Source organism: Candidatus Rickettsiella isopodorum (genome assembly GCF_001881495.1).
Classification (GTDB): Bacteria; Pseudomonadota; Gammaproteobacteria; order Diplorickettsiales; family Diplorickettsiaceae; genus Aquirickettsiella; species Aquirickettsiella isopodorum.
The window spans coordinates 466217-485286 of the sequence record NZ_LUKY01000033.1; the positions used below are offsets into that span (position 1 = coordinate 466217).

The window sequence follows — 19070 nt, forward strand, 5'->3', positions numbered from 1 at the left end:
TTCCGTCTTTTATTTTTAGGGACTATTTGGGAGGGCTAGTGTATAGCAAACCAGGCCTATTGTCCAAGCAAAACCAATCAAGTCAGGGAGTATTAAAGGCTTTTTGATAGTGCATTTTCGAAGTAGCCCTCAACATCATTTGCTTCTTTTGGTACCCCAGAAGATGGCCCGAAGAAAGCACAATTACTCAGCTTCATCAATGAAGCTAAAGATTTCTTAGTCGCTTCTACTCTCGCCTCAATGAGTACCCCATCATCCTCTTGCATACAGTTACTGACGTAAGAATTCATAAAGCAAGCGATACTAGCAATCCTTGAGACGCATGAGCCTGTAAACACCAATCCTGCATTACCCAAAGCATTTACTATTACCGCAGAAAACTCTACTATTTTCCACAAATAATACGCTATATCTTTCGGTAAATCAGAACTAGGGTTAGAGCTACTTTTGAATAAACTATTACACCAAGCAAGCGCAGTGATTAATGTAAACGGTAGATCGCCAATAATTGCAGCTAAAGTTATTCCATCCGCAGCAACCAAACCTAATAAACTAGCCAAAGTAGATGTACCGATAAAATCAAGATAACCCAAACCAAAAAAGGCAACACCCATAACACATACTTTAAAAACATAGCCTAAACCTTTAGCACCATTCAGATTATGCCATTTTTCTTTAACATCTAGTTTAATTTCTTGCCATGAGAACTGGGATTGTAACACTCCTATAAATGTTCTAAACATCACTATAGTTAAACCAATTAACAACGCACTAGCCAATATACTCAATAAAACAGCTGACAACTGCGGGCATGCTACAATTAATGCTGGACAAATAACTGCTATCATTTTTGTCCCTTCAAGGTAAGTAATAGCTGCTGTTGCAATTCCTACCGATATGGAAAAAAAAACAGGGGGGAAAAGTAAAAATTTCTTACTCCTCGATAATTGGAGACGCTTACCTTGTTGATCGATAAATTTAGCCACCGCACCATTTCTGCAAAGATCTTGCAAAAATGGTGAAATATGCTGTGAGAAAAGCTGAAAATTGGCTCTACTACCCGCAAAGAAAATTAACAGGCTTAGAGGAATCACTAATCCAAGTGGCCAACTAAAACCGACTAGTAATACAAAGATAGCGCCGCCTGTACTTAGTCCACAAGCTAATGCTGAAATGAATTCTATGCCAACGCCACATCCATAGAAAAGTTTGTCAGTCCAGACAGAAAAACGAGAAATTAATTTAGTCGCCTCTGAAAAATTTTCTTCAATATTTTCAGGAGTAGAATTAAATTTTTTATATTTTAGAAATATATTAATAGCATTTATTAAGGATTTCTTTTTGAATTTCCTATTTCCATTTGATTCAAGACTAGGTTGTTCAAATGACTCAAGCAAATTTTTGATAAATTCTTTTTCTTCAGCATCATTAGCACTTGCAGCGGCTTGCTTAAACTGTAGCAAAATTTCATAAACTAATTTAAATAAGCCCAGATGTATCGATCTTCTAGTAGATTTAGGTATATTTTTTTTAAACTTCAATAGCTGACGTTTTTTTCTATATTCATCATCAGTATTAATCCAAGTTTCTTCAGGATCAGCCCAAACTTGAATAAAACAGAGAAGTTTAAATAAACTTAACAATTCTTGTTGGGAAACGAATTCCCTTTTGCTTTCATTATTTTGAATGTCTTTAATGATATGTTGCCGAAATTGAAGCTTTTCATCTATCTCTTTATCTTGAACGCTCTTGTCAAAAGCTAAATATGACGCTCGACCGGATGAATACAGATTTTTAATAAACTGTTCAGGATATATAAACGAGGCCTTATTTTCAGTTGCCATAAAATTCTCTATTGAGCAAAAACAAGCTCATTACCTAGTGATACCATTGCCTTAATGATTTATTCTAAGTAGGTAAAATTAAGAGAATATTAAAAAGACTGAATATATCAAATCACTCCTGAATAAAAACCTAATGCAGATATTTAAAGAATTTTTAGAGATAAGACTATAAAAGATCTGAAAGGAAATTAATTAGGCTTAACCATCTGTTAATTTAAAGTGTTTTCTGCACACTGAAACATAACGTTCATTTCCGCCTATCTCTATTTGTTTACCTTCTGTTATTTTATGATTTTCAGCATCAAATCTGATATTCATAATCGCTTTACGTCCACAATAACAGACGGTCTTTATCTCGTTGATCTCATCAGCCCAGATCAATAAATAGAGACTACCTTCAAAAGGCTCTGCACGAAAATCGCTACGCAATCCATAACATAAAACTGGGATATTTAAACGATCAACAATAACAGTCAATTGTAATGCTTGCTCTTTTGTCAAAAATTGAGCTTCATCGATTAAAACACATTTCAATTTCCGTTTTTGGCTTAAATAGGATTCTACATGATCGAATAAATTATCTTTTGGCGTGAATAAATTCGCCTCTGCGTTTAAACCAATTCGTGAATTTATACAGCCCAATTTATATCGATCATCGATGGCTGGAGCAAACAATAATGTTTGCATACCTCGTTCTTGATAATTATAGCTAGCTTGTAACAAAGCCGTGCTTTTGCCTGCGTTCATAGCGGAATAGTAAAAATAAAGCTTGGCCATAATGGAAAATATAATAAATCAAGGTATAGGTTATAATACCTGGAACTATTGCAAATGGGGAGAATCTTTATGGCACTAACGCATTCTAGCATGCTTGCATTAGGCACCAAAGCAACCGATTTTAAACTAATGGATACAATTACCGGAAAATCATATCGTTTATTAAAAGCGGCTAAGGATTCGAAAGCCACGGTTATTATGTTTATTTGCAATCATTGCCCCTATGTCAAGCATGTCATCCATGAGCTCGTCCAGCTCGCCAAAGACTACCAAGCAAAAAGCATCTCCTTTGTAGCCATTAGCGCTAATGATGCCATAAATTACCCAGAAGATACGCCTGAAAAAATGACTCAGCTAGCTAAACAACTAAATTTTAGCTTCCCCTATCTGTATGATAAAACCCAATCGACTGCTAAGGTCTATCAAGCAGCTTGTACACCCGATTTTTTTATCTTCGATAAAGATTTTTTCTGTGTATATCGTGGTCAATTAGACAGTTCTAGACCTGGCAATAAAATCCCTGTAACTGGTAAAGATATTCGTTCCGTTTTAGATAATATTCTTCAAGGAAAACCTGTGAATCCACTACAAATTCCTAGTATGGGCTGTAATATTAAATGGAAATAAAGACTTAAGCTTTGAGTGTTATTGTCTTTGGCGCGATGTCTTCTACTCGAATAGTTTTTGGTAACTGAAATAGGCTTTTACCTTTAGTAACATGACTTAGTAAAAGATTATTTTTCTCTTGATTTTCCTCCAATTTCTTCATGTTTTCTAGAGTTTTGTCAAGTAACTTAAAAAATTCTTGCATTAATGGCTCAATGTTTTGGCTTAATGTAGATATCATTTTCGATAAATCTATGAACGTCTCAGGCCTCTTTAATAATTCAGCTATTTGTTTTCTTGATTTTGGAAAAAAAATATTATTTTGGCTTCCATAAAAAGTAGTTAAATCTTTTGTATTTCCAATTTTTGCATCTTTCAATATAGATTGGATCAAAAATAAAGTATCTACGTATTCAATATTTTTTTTGGTATCCCCTGACGCTCTATTCTCAATGGGGAACTCATTAATATCAAAAAGTTTAACAATTTGTGTAAATTTATAATTTACTATATAGAGAAGAAGTTGCTCGGATAATTTTTTTTTAAATGATACTGATACTAAAAACAAAGGATTCATTTTATAACTAAGAAAATGCCACCATTTTACTTTTAAAATAAATTTGTTATGAATTCTTTCAAATAACATTCTATCTAGATTAGATACGTCAAATTTTGATGCTAAAAACTCTAAATTATTTATATTATTAATAAAAAAACTAATACTAAAAAAGTTTAAAATTAATTCTTTCATTTTAATTAAAAATGATTTAAATAAAGAAATATTAGTTCGCTTATTGGGATATCCATCTAAACGTACTTGAAAAAAATAATTATCTAAATACTTTTTAATTGATTTTTTTTGAAGGTTTAAAAAATTTTCGATAGACAAATCTAATTTCAGTTTATTAATTTTTTCTATCACTGAATTTTCAGCTAAGTTTTTTATACATACATCTGAAATTTGATAAGCCCTATCGAAATTATTTTCATCCAATTTCAATTTTTTTTCTTCAATTAAGCAAATCATCTTTTCTAAATAATTAGCAATAGACTTCTTACTAAAAGTCCTACTAAAATTGTCTATCTCTATATAAAAATTTTTAAATAAATCGTAGTTTATACCCCATTCACAATAAAAATTTTTGATATCGTCGAGCATGGGTATTAAAGTGTAAATATTATCTGAGACAATCTGAACTTTTTTCATTAATTTTTCCAGATTTGAATAATTAATAGTTAGCAAAAAATTGTCTAGATACTTATTTTTTATATCTAAAAACTTTGGAAGTTGAAAAAAAACTTTAGATTCCTTATATACAGAAAGTGTTATATTAGGATCTTGAATTTTAAAATCATAAATCTTTTTACGAATTGCTTCTTTAAATTCTTCTAACGCAATGGATTGAAAAATAATTTCAATGCTACGTTCATATTGAAATCCAATTTTCTCCTTAGACAAGATACTCCTGAGTATTACTGCTTCACGTATGTCTTTAGTTAGTTGAGTCTCATTATCATAACGAGAAATTATTTTATGATACATTTGATTAATGTTGATATGAGTATTTGTTTGGTTAACAATTTCATTCCTGCAAATTTTTCTTTTTTTATTAGCAACAAAACCTTTTCCTTTGGCATCAAATTCAATTATTTGAGGTTTAACTCTTCTACGTAATCCTATTTTTTTAATTTCAGATGTATTTTTTATCATAAAATTTTCTAATTCAGATTTATCATTCTCATCGGCAGTGTAAATATATTTTTTAAGGCTTGAGATGAACGTTAGTATTTCTTCATTAGGCAGATGATTAAAGTTATTTATAATAAAATTCAAATAACCTTCTATTAGAATTTGTTTTTCTCTGCTAAATTTGCTTTTAAAATAAAAATATACTGTGTCTATTATGACTGCTAAAATAGCAATATCGGTGGGAGGTAGAGACTCAGATTTAAATTGCTTAATCCAATTCGCTATTTGTTGTAAGTTTTCAGAAGAGTCTTTCTTTTCTAGCTTATCAATAATTTCTTTATTTTTTTCTAGTATTTTATCAATTATTATAGCGTTATTGACGAGCTCTTCAGTTTCAATTGTCATTTCAGTTCTCATTATTTATTTTTTTATTATAATTTATTTGTCTCGATTTTTAGCTTAATTTACTCCATTAAAGGTAAAAATTAATGCGTTAAAATCGATGTTAGGCTACGAAAAAATTGACAGGAAATTTCATGATCAAAAACAGCTGAAACATCCGCTTTAAAAAGATGGACTTGTGTTACTAAGTGCAACGACAAGGTTTGCCTTTTCATTTAAGCTAATGACATAAGATAAACAACGTTGTTCGGCCCAGATCCTAGCTAAATTCATTTTATCCATCCAAAGCCAATGTATAACGCTAAAACTTAACAAACCTCTTTTCCGAAAATTATTCATTATTTTTAATAGTTTTACTTTATTTTCAAGTAAATGGTAGATTACATGCAACGAGTAGGTCTAGGCAATCCCGCTAACTTACTTGCTTGTTTAAGTATTCCTTTTGGAAATAGATTATTAAGATAAATACTGCAGGCTTTTTCAGGACCTAGCTGTACCGCTAATTGATTAACCAAAATTCTGATCGGGGGAGTTTTATGATATTGCTGATAGAAATTGCGCAAAAAATAGATAACATGCCAATGATCTTTGATAAGCGTCAGTGCCTCATCTTTGGCAATTTTAATGGCTACTTCCTCATGCCAATCAGCCGAATGAACCAAATATCCGAATTGATCCGTTAAAATTTCCGCACCATTAACTATTAAACCTATCAATGTAACCACCTGCTGCTAAGACAATGCAACAAAATACTTTCTTAAAAGTTGAGATGAAGCTATTTTTTAAGCAGCCTTTCTTATTCTCTCTATTTACGAACCTCTTTAAAAAGATAGTTGAGAAGCTTTTTCCGATCCAGCTAAATTGAACAAGAATTAAACTCTATAGGTATATCCCAGCCATCCATTAACAGCAACCTTGGTTACCTAACGAGTTTATTTTATCTCAGTCGTTATAAAAAACTGAAATAAATTAATCTCGATTGCCACTGAATGCACCGAGTAAGTTCAATAAACTTAAAAAGATATTATAGAGTGATACATAAAGCGTCACAGTTGCCATGATGTAGTTAGTTTCACCTCCATGGATAATTTGACTGGTCTGAAACAAAATGATACCTGATGATAGTAATATGAAGACCGCTGATAAGGTGAGCATTAAAATAGGTATATGAAAGAATAATGTACCGATGCTAGCCAGAAAGGCGACTATCATTCCAACCATCAAAAAACTTGCCATGAAACTAAAATCTTTTTTAGTTGTTAAAGCATATGCTGATAGAGAAAAAAAGATAAGGCCAGTAGCTCCCAGTGACATCATGATTAATTCATGTCCATTGGTAAACCCATGGATATAATGATTTAAAATAGGACCCAGCGTATACCCCATAAATCCAGTTAAGCCAAACACAGACACTAAACCCCAAGAGCTATTTCGAGTAAAATTGGTTAAAAACAATAGGCCAAAATAACCAATAAGTGTAACAAAGGGATTTAAGGGTGGGGCATTCGTAAACAAGGCAATACCAGCGGTTATTGCGCTAAAAACCAGCGTTAACCCTAGCAAAATGTAAGTATTGCGTAAGATTGTATTAGTAGCTAAAACAGATTCTAAGCTAGGGTTTAATAGTATTTTACTAGAAGCCATATTACTTCCCTCGTATAAAAATTTACCCATTCTACCATAAGCTATTTTACGCTGAAAGACGAAGCAGGCTAATTTTCCTAGGTATAATTCACTCCCATAAAGGGTACCTCTCCAAGGTAATCGGCATTTGAAAAAAAAGATGGGCTAGGGTGGAAAATGCAGGTGTATAATCGGAAACATAAAACTTCTTTTTCGGAGTGTTAGATGAAACAGCAAGGAGTTTGCGTTCTTTAAGTAGGTTTTTTACCACTTCAGCAACGATATCAGTTGAATCGACAATAACGGTTGCGTCGCCATAAAATTGTTTGATCTGCTGCTTAATTAACGGGTAGTGTGTACATCCTAAAACTAAGGCATCAAGGTTATGAAGAGATGATTCTTTCAGATAGGTTTTAATTGCATCCGTCATAATAGTTTGGTCAATAAAACCTTCCTCTATCAGCGGCACCAGCAAAGGCGTAGCCAGTGTATTTAATCGAATATCAATACCCAATTCATCTAATTTTTTTCTATAGATATTTGAATTAATGGTTTGTTTAGTACCAATTAAACCTATTGTTTTATCGATATAATTTTTTGCTAAATAGTCAATCATGGGGGCAATCACATCAGCTACGATCGCCTTGCGACCTACATACTCTTTAACTAGCTCATAAGCAACCGCTGAGGCTGAATTACAAGCAATCAATATAAGCTTGCAATTTTGCTTAAGCAACATATCACAAATTTTAATGGAATAGGCTTGTATGGCTGCAGCAGACTTGTCACCCCAAGGTGCGTGGGCTGTATCGCCAAAATAAATGATAGACTCATCGGGTAACAGCTTAGTGACGGCATGAGCAACAGTTAACCCCCCAATACCGCTATCAAATATGCCAATAGGTTGTGAATAATTAGAAGACATATTGATGATAATTTAATGAATTAATAAGGTAATACCTAATATAAAAAGAAATAATGCAAAAAACCTTCGCAAAATATTCCCTGCAATGCGCTTACCCAATCCTGTCCCTATGGGAACAAAAAGCACACTCCCTATCGATATCCCTAATACCGCAGGCCAATAGACAAACCCAACGCTACCAGAGGGCAGATTATTAGCATGCAAGCCGGTTAAAGTAAAAGTTATAGCGCCTAAAATTGCAAGTAACAATACACATGCTGAAGAAGTCGCAATCGCATGATGAGTTGACATCCCCAAACGTAAAAAAACCGGAACTGAAATTGCTCCTCCACCAAGACCTAACAATCCAGAAATGATACCAATAAAAAAACCTATAGACCATTTCTTTATCGTATTTAATAGAATAATTTCTTTTTTTATACTAGGACTCCTATGAAAATAGAGTTTGAAGGCTACTGAAAAAAGAAATAAGCTAAATAATAATTTTAATGTTTGTGTAGATAACAATAGTGCTAGTAAAGCCCCCGTTATTATACCGACAACCATTCCTGGAACTAATTGTCGAAATAAAAGCCAATTAATAGAAAAACTGCGCTGCTGATGATAGACGGCAATCAACGAGGTAAAGATAATGGATGTTAATGCAGTACTCGTTGCCATATGCATTTGTAAATGTTCAGGAATATTTGCATGTGCAAAAATCGCAAGCAATCCAGGAACTAAAACGGTTCCGCCACCAATACCCAGGAGCCCTGCTAAAAAACCAGCTAATAAGCCTATGGATACATATAATAAAAAAAACATTTAAGAACCAAAAATTAGTAAATTTACTAATTGTAAAAAAATTAAGTCTTCATGATTTTAAAATTAGCAAACTAAAGACTGCGTACAAGGATATTTTTTTTGTCCTTGTTCAACTTGTAAAGTAATATGCTGGATATGAAATTCTTTATTTAAATCTCGATTGATCTTTAAATATTCCTCATCTGATAAACCCCCTTCGGGCATAATCAAATGTGCAGTCAATGCTGTTTCTTGTGTGCTTAATCCCCAAATATGTAAATCATGAACCTCCTGAACTCCGGGCAATTTTTTTAAATAAGTATAGACTGCTTTCTGATTTACTCCATAAGGAACCGCACCTAAGATTAACTCTACTGAACGTCTTAGTAAATTCCAACTACCCCAAGTGATAATACCAACAACTAACAATCCTACTATCGGATCTATCCATAGCCATCCGGTAAAATAAATAGCGGCCCCTGCTAGCACAACACCTAAAGCAATAAGCGCATCATAAGCCAAATGTAAAAAAGCCCCTTTAATATTCAGATCGGTAGCACTTTGTCTCATAAATAATAAAGCTGTTCCTCCGTTGATTAAGATTCCAATAAAGGCAACAGCCATCACAATAACTTCATTAATTTCTTTTGGATGATTAAGCCTATTAATCGATTCATACACGATTAACGCTGAGGTTAATACAAGTAATAAAGCATTAGCTAATGCTGCTAAAATGGTTAATTTTTTATAACCATAACTATAACGTTGAGTTGCGCGCCTTTTGACTAAAACACTAGCTCCCCAGGACATCAATAAACCTAAAACATCTCCAAAATTATGCACGGCATCTGACAATAAGCTAACTGAATGGGCAATAAATCCATAAACTACCTCTGTTAATAAAAAGCCTGCATTTAGTAAAATCGCAATAGCAAAACTTATATTTAAAGTAACAAAAGTAGGATGATGAGTATGTGACATAAAATCTACCCTTTTACGACTTCAATATTTTTATCACCGGGCATAATAAAATGAAATGTCTGCGAGGATAGATGTGGATTTAATTCAATTTTCGAAAAATTTATCACTGTTTGTTGATCTAACTTATCGATCAAACGCATTTCACGTAAGTAATTTTTTTGGAAAATCAATGTAATTGATTGAAATAATGCATTTTTATTTTTTGGAAATAAAGTAAAGCCTTGAACATTCATTAAAGGATTAATTATAAACTGTTGGGTTAAATTTTTAGGTGAATCGCTTAATAATGCCGCAGGAGAATCTGCATCGACTGATTTTTGTTTTTGGATGGTTATTTGTTGTAAATCAATATCATAAAACCAAATGCGCTGCCCATCTGCGACTAATAATTGCCTGTTAGGTCGTATAACTTCCCAGCGAAAACGACCCGGTCGTTGTATAGTCATCTTGCCGCTCACTTGCTGCAAAATCTGTCCTCTAGCATTCATCACTGTTTGCGTAAAATCAGCCCGAAAGGTTTGTAAATTATTTAATAACTGACTTAGTTGATCTCCAGCTAGCACTTGGTTAGTGACTAAGCAAAGTATAAGTGTTAAAAAAAACAGTTTAAATAGGTTTAAAAATTTCATAAAAAGATATAGATAAAAATTTTAATCGCGTAAATTCATTAAGATTTTACATTTATTTGAGCATTATATATCTATTATGCGATTGGATGCGAATTGGCAAAAAAGCTTTGCTCAGCTAACCTTGTTGCTCATACTTAAGTAAAGGAGGAAGTATTTTCCAGTTTAATTAAAATCGACCAATCAATGCAAATGCAATCTAAATCGTTTTGCGACAGATAGGGAACAAAACTGAAAAAAGGTACATCTATAGATTGCTTTAAATATAACCCATTTTCTTCGTGAAATAACATATTAGGATCAATTTGATTACATATACAGGCTACAATAGGAATATTTCTTTTTCTCAAGATTTCATAAGTTAAAAGGGCATGATTCAAACAGCCTAAACGCAGCCCCACGACAAGGATGACGGGCAAATTTAAGGCTTGCAATAAATCAAGCATCGTTTCAGTGTTATTTAAAGGGACAGCCCCCCCCCCTAGTCCTTCAATAACACAATAATCTGCTTTATAAGTTAATACAGGATGGAATGATTGCATAATTTTAGCAAGACTTAGTTGGCAAGCTTGTTGTTCCGCTGCAATATGTGGTGCTACCGCTAGCCTGAAACAAAAAGGATTAACGTGCTCATAGGGAAGATAAATGGTTGCTGCTTTTTGCAGAGCAGTTGCATCAGAGTTTCGTAATCCAAGTTTGCTGAGTTTCGCTCCGCTGGAAACTGGTTTTAAACCGATAGTGGAATAACCATTCGCTTTTAAAAAAGATAATAAATTAACAGCGATAGTTGTTTTGCCCACATTAGTATCTGTACCTAAAATAAAAAAACCTTTATTTTGCATTAGCTTATATTTTTTTAATGAAAAACCTACTTTACGCCTATGTTGATAATAAAGCCGATTTAGTAAACCATTTATCTACGAATAAAACTATTTAAAGGTATTTTGATCTCATTGGGATTATTCTGCCTGGAAGGCTTTTTTTCAGCCGCCCATGCATGCCCATAAATAATTTCCCATGTAGCCGGCAACTTTCCTTGGCTACGAAAATCTTCATAGGCTTGCAACAATTTTTTTAAAGCTCCTTTGGAAGTTAAACCACGTTGACGATCCTGAGCAAGATTTCGTACGCCTAATTTTTTTAGTTCCCGCATCAAATCTACGGCTTCTGAATACAATAAAGTAAAATATTCAACATCCATCACCGGATCGACAAAAGGTGCTTGTAATAAATTATCCCCTAAATCGTGCATATCTACAAATAAATGCACATGTGAATAATTATCGATAGCTCTCCAGCAATGGCGTAGCTCCTGCAAAGTATCAGGTCCTACCATGGAAAAAAGTAGTAACCCTCCGGGCTTTAATATGCGTCGTATTTCATTGAGGCTCTTGCTAAAATCATTGCTCCAATGCAACATTAAATTGGAGTAAACTAATTCGAAACTATGATTACTAAATGGCAAATTCTCAGCACACCCACATACCCAATGGATATCGGTCAGTTGATACGCTTTTTCTTTAGCCTGAGCTTGTGCCAGCATTCCATTCGACTTATCTAAACCTATAATTTTAGCCGCGGGATATAATTTTTTTAAAAACGCGCCGAAATATCCGGTACCGCAACCCAGATCCAATATAGTTTGCGGTTTACAACGAATTCCTTGTAAACGTTCTAATAAAGATTCTCCTACCCGTTGTTGTAATACAGCGACTTCATCATAAGTTTTCGCCGCTTTATTAAAACGATGGACAATTTGGATTTCATCTAATTGGGTTATCATTTATTTTTATCAATTTTAGCCCCACGGCTATTTGTTCTAATAATCTGTCAATTTCACTTTCTGAATGTAATGCACACAAGCTAATTCGTAGTCGCGAGGTATTTTTAAGTACTGTCGGAGGTCGAATAGCATTAACCAAGAAGCCATTTTGCAATAAATAGGCTGAAAGTGCTATGGTTTGCTCAGTATTCTTTATTAAAATCGGTTGAATGGGGGTCTGAGAAGGTAATATCGGTAGCTCTAACTGTTGTGCCATCTGTTTAAAATAGGTGATTAAACTCTGTAATTTCGCTCTACGCCAGCTTTCTGTTTGCAATAATAATAAACTAGTATGCGCAGCTTTAGCTAAAGCCGGCGGCAAAGCTGTGGTATACATATAGGGACGAGAAAATTGAACTAGATTCTCGATGATAAGTTCATTCGAGGCCACAAAACCGCCAAAACATCCAAAAGCCTTACCGAAACCACCCGATAAAATATCTGGCTTACATCCAAAATATTCACAAATACCCACTCCATTTTTTCCTAATACTCCTATGCCGTGCGCATCATCTACTAACAATGTGGATGAAAATCTTTGAGCGATTTCGATTAAGGAGGGCAATAGCGCTATATCACCATCCATACTAAATACACCATCAGTCATGATAAATTTTCGTCTAGAAATAGAATGCAATAAATGCTTCTCTAAACTAGCGAGGTTATTATGTAAATAACGTTTAAATGAGGCGCCTGTTAATTTTGCCCCATCGATTAAAGAAGCATGGCTTAGTTTGTCAGCAAATATCGCAGCATCTCTTTGCAATAAACTCCCCAAAATACCTAAATTAGCCATGTATCCTGTAGAAAATACGAGCACTTTAGGAAAATTAAGAAATTCAGCTAAGGCGAGCTCGAGCTCATGATGAAATCGATTATAAGCGCCAAGAAAATGTGAAGATCCACTACCTACACCATAATCATCAGCTGCCTGTTTAAAAGATTTTATAACCGCGGGATGTTTGGCTAGACCTAAATAATCATTGGAAGAAAAAGAACAAAAATTTTTATCATTATAACGCCGCTGCATACCGGCCAAGCTTTGTAAGACTTTACGTTCTCTATAGAGACCTTTTTGTTTATGTAAACTTAATACCTTTTCAAAAGTTAGTGACATGCATGCAATTCAGTATCGAATAATACCGCTTCTAAACCCAATTTTTTTAACAATGCATTATCCTGTTCAGGAGAAATGTTATCTGTCGTTAATAATTTTTCACCATAATGTATGGAATTAGCACCCGCAAAAAAACATAACGCTTGCGCTTCTTCACTCAAGCTGTCACGTCCAGCAGATAAGCGAATCATACTCAACGGCAACATAATACGCGCGACTGCAACTACTCGAGTAAATTCAATAGAATCAACTGGTGGTTTGTTTGCTAATGGTGTTCCTGGAATAGGAATTAATTTATTCAATGTCACACTTCTAGGATGTTCAGACAGATTAGCAAGTTGTTGTAATAATCCAGCTCGATCTCCTTGCGTCTCTCCCATACCAATAATACCCCCACAACAAACTTTTATACCTGCCGCTCGAACACAGGCTAAAGTTTCCAAACGCTCTTGATAAGTTCGGGTTGAAATAATAGTTTCATAATATTCTGGTGATGTATCTAAATTATGGTTGTAATAATCTAAACCCACCTCAGATAACTGCATGGCTTGTGCTTGGGTGAGCATACCTAAAGTGGCACATGCCTCCAAATCTAATGCTTTAATTGCTGATATCATTTCTAAGATATTGATAAACTCTTTCTTGGGCGGACTACGCCACGCAGCTGCAATACAAAATCGACCTGCACCTTTTTCTTTTGCTTTCTTTGCCGCTTTTTTTACTTCTTCTATGGTCATTAAAGGCTCTTTTTTCAACCCTGTATTGTAATGGCCACTTTGCGGGCAATACGAACAATCCTCAGGACATAAGCCTGTCTTAACATTAAGTAGACTACTAATCTGGACTGCATTGGTTTGAAAAGATTGGCGATGTATCGTATGAGCGTGATAAATTAAATTATTAAAAGGATACTGGAAAAGAACATGAATTTGTTCAAGTGTCCAATCGTGACGGATTTCAGGACTCGACATAGTAGTTTCTTATATCACAAAATTGCCAACATAAAATGAATAACCCACATTGTCAACTTCTTACGAGATCCCATTCAAGGAAAAAGTGATCCAAGTAGCTAATACAGTAATTAACACTATTAACATTAAAAAAATCCAACTGAAACTATTTTTTACTGTAAACACCACCGGATCATCATGTATTTTTCCTTCTTGGGCTAACTGCCACATATGATTGAGCCAAATGAACAGGCAGGGACAAATAAACCATAATAACAAAGGACTACTATAAAAAAATTGTGCTTTTGCAGAATAAATATAGAAAATAAAAATCAAAACCGAAAAATACCCACTAATATGTCCTAGTATGGCTAGATTAGTTTTATCTTTTATTTCATAGGCACGCCCTAATATTGAACGCTTATTTTTGGTTTGCATGAGCGTAAGCTCGGCATAACGTTTAAGTAAAGCCAAACTAAAAAATAGAAATAACGCGAAAAAAATTAACCAAAATGAAAATCCATTTTGAATCAAAGTCATTCCTGCAAATACTCGCATCGAATATAAAATCGCTAGTAAAATAACATCTAACCATTTTATTTTTTTTAAAAAAAATGAATATATTAAAGTCAAACAATAATAACTTATAGCAATTATTAAGAATTTATGTGGTAAAAATATTGAAAGACTTAGCGCAATTAGTGTTAATAATGGCGCAAAAATATATCCGGTTTTAAGAGATAATTCTCCTGAAGCAAAAGATCTTTTTTGTTTTTTAATATGTTGTTTATCATTTTCCAAATCAACCAAGTCATTGATTAAATAGGCACTTGAAGCTAATAAACAAAAAATAAAAAAACCTAAAAAACTATTTTTTATGGCGATGGGATTAAAATATTGGTGGCCGACAAAAAGAGGAATAAATAATAAAATATTTTTTATGGCATGATAAGGTCGTATCGCTTTGAAACAGGCTCTTATTTTTATTTTATTTTTTTTGTTTAACACAATCTTTTACTCGAAACGTTTTTATTTTTCAGATTGAGCCACATTTCTGGCAATGAATACTCGCATTTTCAGTCCTTTTTATGTTTAACTTGCTTCTTTTTTACCCTATTTTATGGATCTTATCAATCGCGACCGGCAACATATTTGGCATCCTTGCTCACAAATGAAGGATTATGAATCCTTTCCCCCTTTAATAATCAGCAAAGCTTACGGTTCTTATATAGAGCTGACAGATGGCAGGAGAATAATAGATGCCATTTCGAGCTGGTGGTGTAAATCATTAGGTCATAACCATCCGCGCTTAAAAACTGCACTCAAAGCGCAATTAGAGTACTTTGAGCATGTGATATTTGCCAATACCACCTATGAAATTATCATTCAACTTTCTGAAAAATTAGGCCGGCTTTGTATGGGTTTAGACAAGGTCTTTTATGCCAGTGAAGGTTCTTCAGCGGTTGAAATTGCCTTAAAAATGAGTTTACACGCTCAGCAATTACTCGGTCAAAATCAGCGTATTCAATTTACCTCACTGCAAAATGGCTATCATGGCGAGACCTTTATGGCCTTAGGCCTAAGTGATTTAGGTCTTTACCGCCAAGCCTATGAAGCCCATTTAATAAAACCTAACTTTATTCAAAATATTCCTTATGTTCATTCTAGCTCTGATCCCCTATGGAAGGATTGCTCAACTATTTGGCCAAACATCGAAAAACAGCTTGAAAAACAAGCAGCCAATTTAGCAGCCATTATTGTTGAACCGATAGTACAAGGGGCAGGAGGTATGAAAATCTATAGTCAAGATTTTCTCCACCGCTTGAGGAAATGGACCCAAATTCATGGCATTTATTTGATTGCCGACGAAATTATGACTGGACTAGGGAGAACCGGTCGAGCATTAGCCTGCGAACATGCACAAATAAAACCTGACTTTATCTGTTTAAGTAAAGGCTTAACTTCTGGTTGGTTACCCATGAGTGCAGTTTTAACACACACTGAAATTTATAATTTATTTTATGATGATTACTCCACTGGAAAAAGTTTTTTACATTCGCATACTTTTAGCGGTAATGCGTTAGCCGCCGCCGTAGCATTAGAATGTTTAAATATTCTAGAAGATGAAGAAATATTTAAACACGTAAGAGAAAAAGAAATTATTTTAAAAAAATTGATGCAGGAAGTTCATGATGAAACAGAAAGCTTAACCAATATTAGAGGTATCGGAGCAGTCATCGCTGCAGATTTATCTTTAAAAGAAAATAAAAAAAATCAACGCATAGGTTATCAAATTTTTCAGGAGGCTTTACAATTAGGCGCTTGGTTACGCCCTTTGGGAAATACAATTTACTGGCTACCTCCCTTAAATATATCTTTATCCACACTTGAAGAGTTACGTGATATTACCAAAACTTCAATAAAACGGATATTAAAATAATACGAGCTCAGAGCCTACCTAGCTTAAAGATACGAATTGGAAAAATTTAAACATTAGTTTGATTTACAGTCAATATATCTAAACGACTTGCCATTGTGCGTTTTTCTCGACTACGCCAACCATACCAAACAATCAGTACACCTAGGATTTTAGTAAGTGATAAAATCAACACTGCGAGCCAATTTAATTGATGAATAATCCATAAAAAAACACTACTATCTATCGGCGCACTCATACTTGCAGACCAAAGTATACGCTGAGATAAGGGACGTTTGGTAAAAGTATAAACTGACCAATCAACAAACTCAGCAATTAAAAACGCACTCATACTTGCAATAGCTAGATCTTTACCCGCTAAAGCGTAGCTAATTAAACTACCGATGAGCATCGCAAAAATAACTTTATGTTCTAATTCACGTTGAGCCAAATCACGTAAGGCATAAACGATCCCCACAGTCCAATCCATGGGGGAAATTTCAGTACTAAATACTTGCACTAAAGGAATATAAGCAAATAACGTATTAAGTAAAACGATTAAAATAATATAAGTGATACTATATTTATAATTACATAACCTTTTCATATTTTTAATATTTTATTCTTATTTAAAAAGATTAATCATATAATAAATTAGAAAAAAATCCTTGTTTTTCCATTATTTTCCGTAAGGTTTTCAACCCTTCAACTTGAATTTGGCGAACCCGCTCTCGAGTTAGACCAATCACTTCTCCTACCTCTTCTAATGTCATACGATCACAGCCTAATAAGCCATAGCGTCGGGCAATAACCTCACGTTGATTAGTTGACAATTGTTTAAGCCAACCTTCTAAACGTTTACGTAAATTTTCACCTTCTAAAATATGCTCAGGATCGTTTTCACGATTATCGGATAAGGTTTCAAGTAAAGGTTTGTCAGCCTCACTGCTAGCTGGCGCATCGACAGAAGTAATATGCTCATTTAATCCGAGCATTCGTTCAACTTCTTCAAAAGGTCTATCCAACCATTTAGCAATTTCATCTGAAGTGGGTTTATGATCTAATTTTTGCGTCAATTCTCTTGCTGCTTGTAAATAAACATTAAGCTCTTTAACCACATGGATTGGCAAGCGAACTGTTCGAGCTTGATTCATAATAGCTCGCTCAATGGCTTGACGCACCCACCATGTCGCATAGGTCGAAAAACGAAATCCTCTTTCAGGATCAAATTTTTCTACTGCATGCATTAAACCTAAATTACCTTCTTCTATTAAGTCCAAAAACTGTAATCCACGATTATTATAGTGCCTGGCTATCTTAACGACTAAACGCAAATTACTTTCTATCATTCGTTTACGAGCATCTTGATCGCCTTTTGCAATAAGACGTGCATAATAAACTTCTTCTTCGGCTGTTAATAAAGGAGAAAAGCCTATTTCATTTAAATATAATTGCGTTGCGCCAAGTGTCTCATCACGTCTCGCATACTTATGTGGCGTTGTTTCCGTCTCACTCACTTCACGGGTTACTAAAAATTTCTCTGGTTTATTTTCGAATACTTGTTCAGACGATGTTGGATTTTTCTGTTTTCTACCCCTCCTCTTTTTAAATGCACTTCCCTTGTTACCCATATTAACTCTCCCTGGATTAATTAACCTAGATAATTAAGATAGTAATTAAATAACTATTTTTTTATTAACGTTTATTAATTAAGAACATACTTAGATCAGAATAAATTTGATTTGTTTATTATCGAATATCTCACTACAAACGCTCAACACAATCTAATGTTTCTAGCGCCCAAATACTCATATTGTAATTATATTTACTGAAATCTAGTCAAATAGGAAACCTATACTAAATATTCTCTCTTAACCCCAGATTTTAAGAGAAGCAAAAATGACAACTGCTAGTAATAAAAAAAACCAAGACAATCGATCGATGTAGTGCCGTAATAACCTATCAACATGAACACCACCCCAACGCATTAAAAAAGCGACTATAAAAAACCTTCCACCGCGACCCACCAATGATCCCAAGATAAAGGGTAATAGCGCAACATGCAAGGCCCCAGCTGCTATAGTAAATAACTTATAAGGAATAGGAGTAAATCCTGCCAAAAAAAGTATCCAAAAATTCCATTGATTAAACTCTTGTTCAATTTGTCGATAAACCTGTTCATATCCAAAGTGGATGATATAGGGATGCACCCAATCAAACGCTACATTCCCTATCCAGTAGCCAAATAATCCGCCTAAAACAGAAGCCACAGTTGTCAAAAATGCATAACGCCATGCACACTCGGGCTTAGCTAAGGACATAGGCGCTAACATAACATCGGGCGGGATAGGAAAAAAAGAAGACTCGGCAAAGCTTAAAACAAATAAATAATAAGGAGCATGTCCATGTTTAGCCAACGCAAGCATTTTGTCATAAAGTTTTGAAAAATACTTCATTGCTTTATACCGTTAGATAAAAAATAGAGTCCATTTTTTAAATTTTTTTATC

Annotated in this window: 19 protein-coding genes; 2 read left to right on the top strand and 17 right to left on the bottom strand. The window is 34.1% G+C overall.

What is annotated here, in order from left to right; all coding sequences use genetic code 11:
* Window positions 1–92 precede the first annotated feature (92 nt).
* Window positions 93–1844: a hypothetical protein gene (locus A1D18_RS06095; RefSeq protein ID WP_071662889.1), complete on the bottom strand. Its 1752-nt coding sequence runs from the start codon at window positions 1842–1844 to the stop codon at window positions 93–95.
* 198 nt (window positions 1845–2042) lie between these two features.
* Window positions 2043–2621, bottom strand: a complete 579-nt coding sequence (locus A1D18_RS06100) for a thymidine kinase (protein WP_071662890.1) — start codon at window positions 2619–2621, stop codon at window positions 2043–2045.
* Between the two features lie 69 nt (window positions 2622–2690).
* Here A1D18_RS06100 and A1D18_RS06105 point away from each other — a divergent pair, with 69 nt between their 5' ends.
* On the top strand, window positions 2691–3248 hold the full coding sequence (locus tag A1D18_RS06105) for a thioredoxin family protein (RefSeq protein WP_071662891.1): 558 nt from the start codon (window positions 2691–2693) through the stop codon (window positions 3246–3248).
* A 4-nt stretch (window positions 3249–3252) separates the two neighbouring features.
* Here A1D18_RS06105 and A1D18_RS06110 read toward each other — a convergent pair whose 3' ends face one another.
* From A1D18_RS06110 to A1D18_RS06170, 12 genes are all read right to left on the bottom strand, one after another.
* Window positions 3253–5322, bottom strand: a complete 2070-nt coding sequence (locus A1D18_RS06110; RefSeq protein ID WP_143750439.1) for a hypothetical protein — start codon at window positions 5320–5322, stop codon at window positions 3253–3255.
* Window positions 5323–5699: 377 nt separating this feature from the next.
* Complete coding sequence (locus tag A1D18_RS06120; protein ID WP_245756791.1) at window positions 5700–6044, bottom strand: TusE/DsrC/DsvC family sulfur relay protein; 345 nt, start codon at window positions 6042–6044, stop codon at window positions 5700–5702.
* Window positions 6045–6288: 244 nt separating this feature from the next.
* Window positions 6289–6963, bottom strand: coding sequence for a Bax inhibitor-1/YccA family protein (locus A1D18_RS06125; protein ID WP_071662894.1), 675 nt, complete (start codon window positions 6961–6963; stop codon window positions 6289–6291).
* Between the two features lie 88 nt (window positions 6964–7051).
* A complete protein-coding gene (gene murI, locus A1D18_RS06130; protein ID WP_071662895.1) occupies window positions 7052–7867 on the bottom strand; it encodes a glutamate racemase in 816 nt (271 codons plus the stop codon).
* Window positions 7868–7879: 12 nt separating this feature from the next.
* The gene (locus tag A1D18_RS06135) at window positions 7880–8671 is read right to left on the bottom strand and encodes a sulfite exporter TauE/SafE family protein (RefSeq protein WP_071662896.1); all 792 of its coding nucleotides are present in this window, start codon (window positions 8669–8671) and stop codon (window positions 7880–7882) included.
* 63 nt (window positions 8672–8734) lie between these two features.
* Window positions 8735–9631, bottom strand: a complete 897-nt coding sequence (locus tag A1D18_RS06140; protein ID WP_071662897.1) for a cation diffusion facilitator family transporter — start codon at window positions 9629–9631, stop codon at window positions 8735–8737.
* A 5-nt stretch (window positions 9632–9636) separates the two neighbouring features.
* Entirely contained in the window at window positions 9637–10260 is a 624-nt protein-coding gene (gene lolA, locus A1D18_RS06145; RefSeq protein WP_071662898.1) for an outer membrane lipoprotein periplasmic chaperone LolA, read from the bottom strand.
* 134 nt (window positions 10261–10394) lie between these two features.
* The gene (gene bioD / locus A1D18_RS06150; RefSeq protein ID WP_071662899.1) at window positions 10395–11099 is read right to left on the bottom strand and encodes a dethiobiotin synthase; all 705 of its coding nucleotides are present in this window, start codon (window positions 11097–11099) and stop codon (window positions 10395–10397) included.
* Between the two features lie 71 nt (window positions 11100–11170).
* Complete coding sequence (gene bioC / locus A1D18_RS06155) at window positions 11171–12040, bottom strand: malonyl-ACP O-methyltransferase BioC (protein WP_071662900.1); 870 nt, start codon at window positions 12038–12040, stop codon at window positions 11171–11173.
* Window positions 12021–13196 carry an 8-amino-7-oxononanoate synthase gene (gene bioF, locus A1D18_RS06160; protein ID WP_071662901.1) on the bottom strand — a complete coding sequence of 392 codons (1176 nt, stop codon included), beginning with the start codon at window positions 13194–13196 and terminating at the stop codon, window positions 12021–12023. Before bioF ends, bioC begins: the two co-directional genes overlap by 20 nt.
* A complete protein-coding gene (gene bioB / locus A1D18_RS06165; RefSeq protein WP_071662902.1) occupies window positions 13187–14167 on the bottom strand; it encodes a biotin synthase BioB in 981 nt (326 codons plus the stop codon). The genes bioF and bioB overlap by 10 nt, the downstream gene beginning before the upstream one ends.
* Before the next feature lie 60 nt (window positions 14168–14227).
* The gene (locus A1D18_RS06170) at window positions 14228–15154 is read right to left on the bottom strand and encodes a UbiA family prenyltransferase (RefSeq protein ID WP_071662903.1); all 927 of its coding nucleotides are present in this window, start codon (window positions 15152–15154) and stop codon (window positions 14228–14230) included.
* A gap of 112 nt (window positions 15155–15266) precedes the next feature.
* Here A1D18_RS06170 and bioA point away from each other — a divergent pair, with 112 nt between their 5' ends.
* Window positions 15267–16586, top strand: a complete 1320-nt coding sequence (gene bioA / locus A1D18_RS06175) for an adenosylmethionine--8-amino-7-oxononanoate transaminase (RefSeq protein WP_071662904.1) — start codon at window positions 15267–15269, stop codon at window positions 16584–16586.
* A gap of 46 nt (window positions 16587–16632) precedes the next feature.
* Here the strand turns inward: bioA and A1D18_RS06180 are convergent, their stop codons facing one another.
* The 3 genes from A1D18_RS06180 to A1D18_RS06190 all read right to left on the bottom strand — a co-directional run bounded on the left by A1D18_RS06180 (window position 16633) and on the right by A1D18_RS06190 (window position 19018).
* Window positions 16633–17169, bottom strand: coding sequence for a hypothetical protein (locus tag A1D18_RS06180; protein ID WP_071662905.1), 537 nt, complete (start codon window positions 17167–17169; stop codon window positions 16633–16635).
* A gap of 31 nt (window positions 17170–17200) precedes the next feature.
* Window positions 17201–18193 carry an RNA polymerase sigma factor RpoS gene (rpoS, locus tag A1D18_RS06185; protein WP_071662906.1) on the bottom strand — a complete coding sequence of 331 codons (993 nt, stop codon included), beginning with the start codon at window positions 18191–18193 and terminating at the stop codon, window positions 17201–17203.
* Between the two features lie 240 nt (window positions 18194–18433).
* Window positions 18434–19018: a YqaA family protein gene (locus A1D18_RS06190; RefSeq protein ID WP_071662907.1), complete on the bottom strand. Its 585-nt coding sequence runs from the start codon at window positions 19016–19018 to the stop codon at window positions 18434–18436.
* Window positions 19019–19070 lie beyond the last annotated feature (52 nt).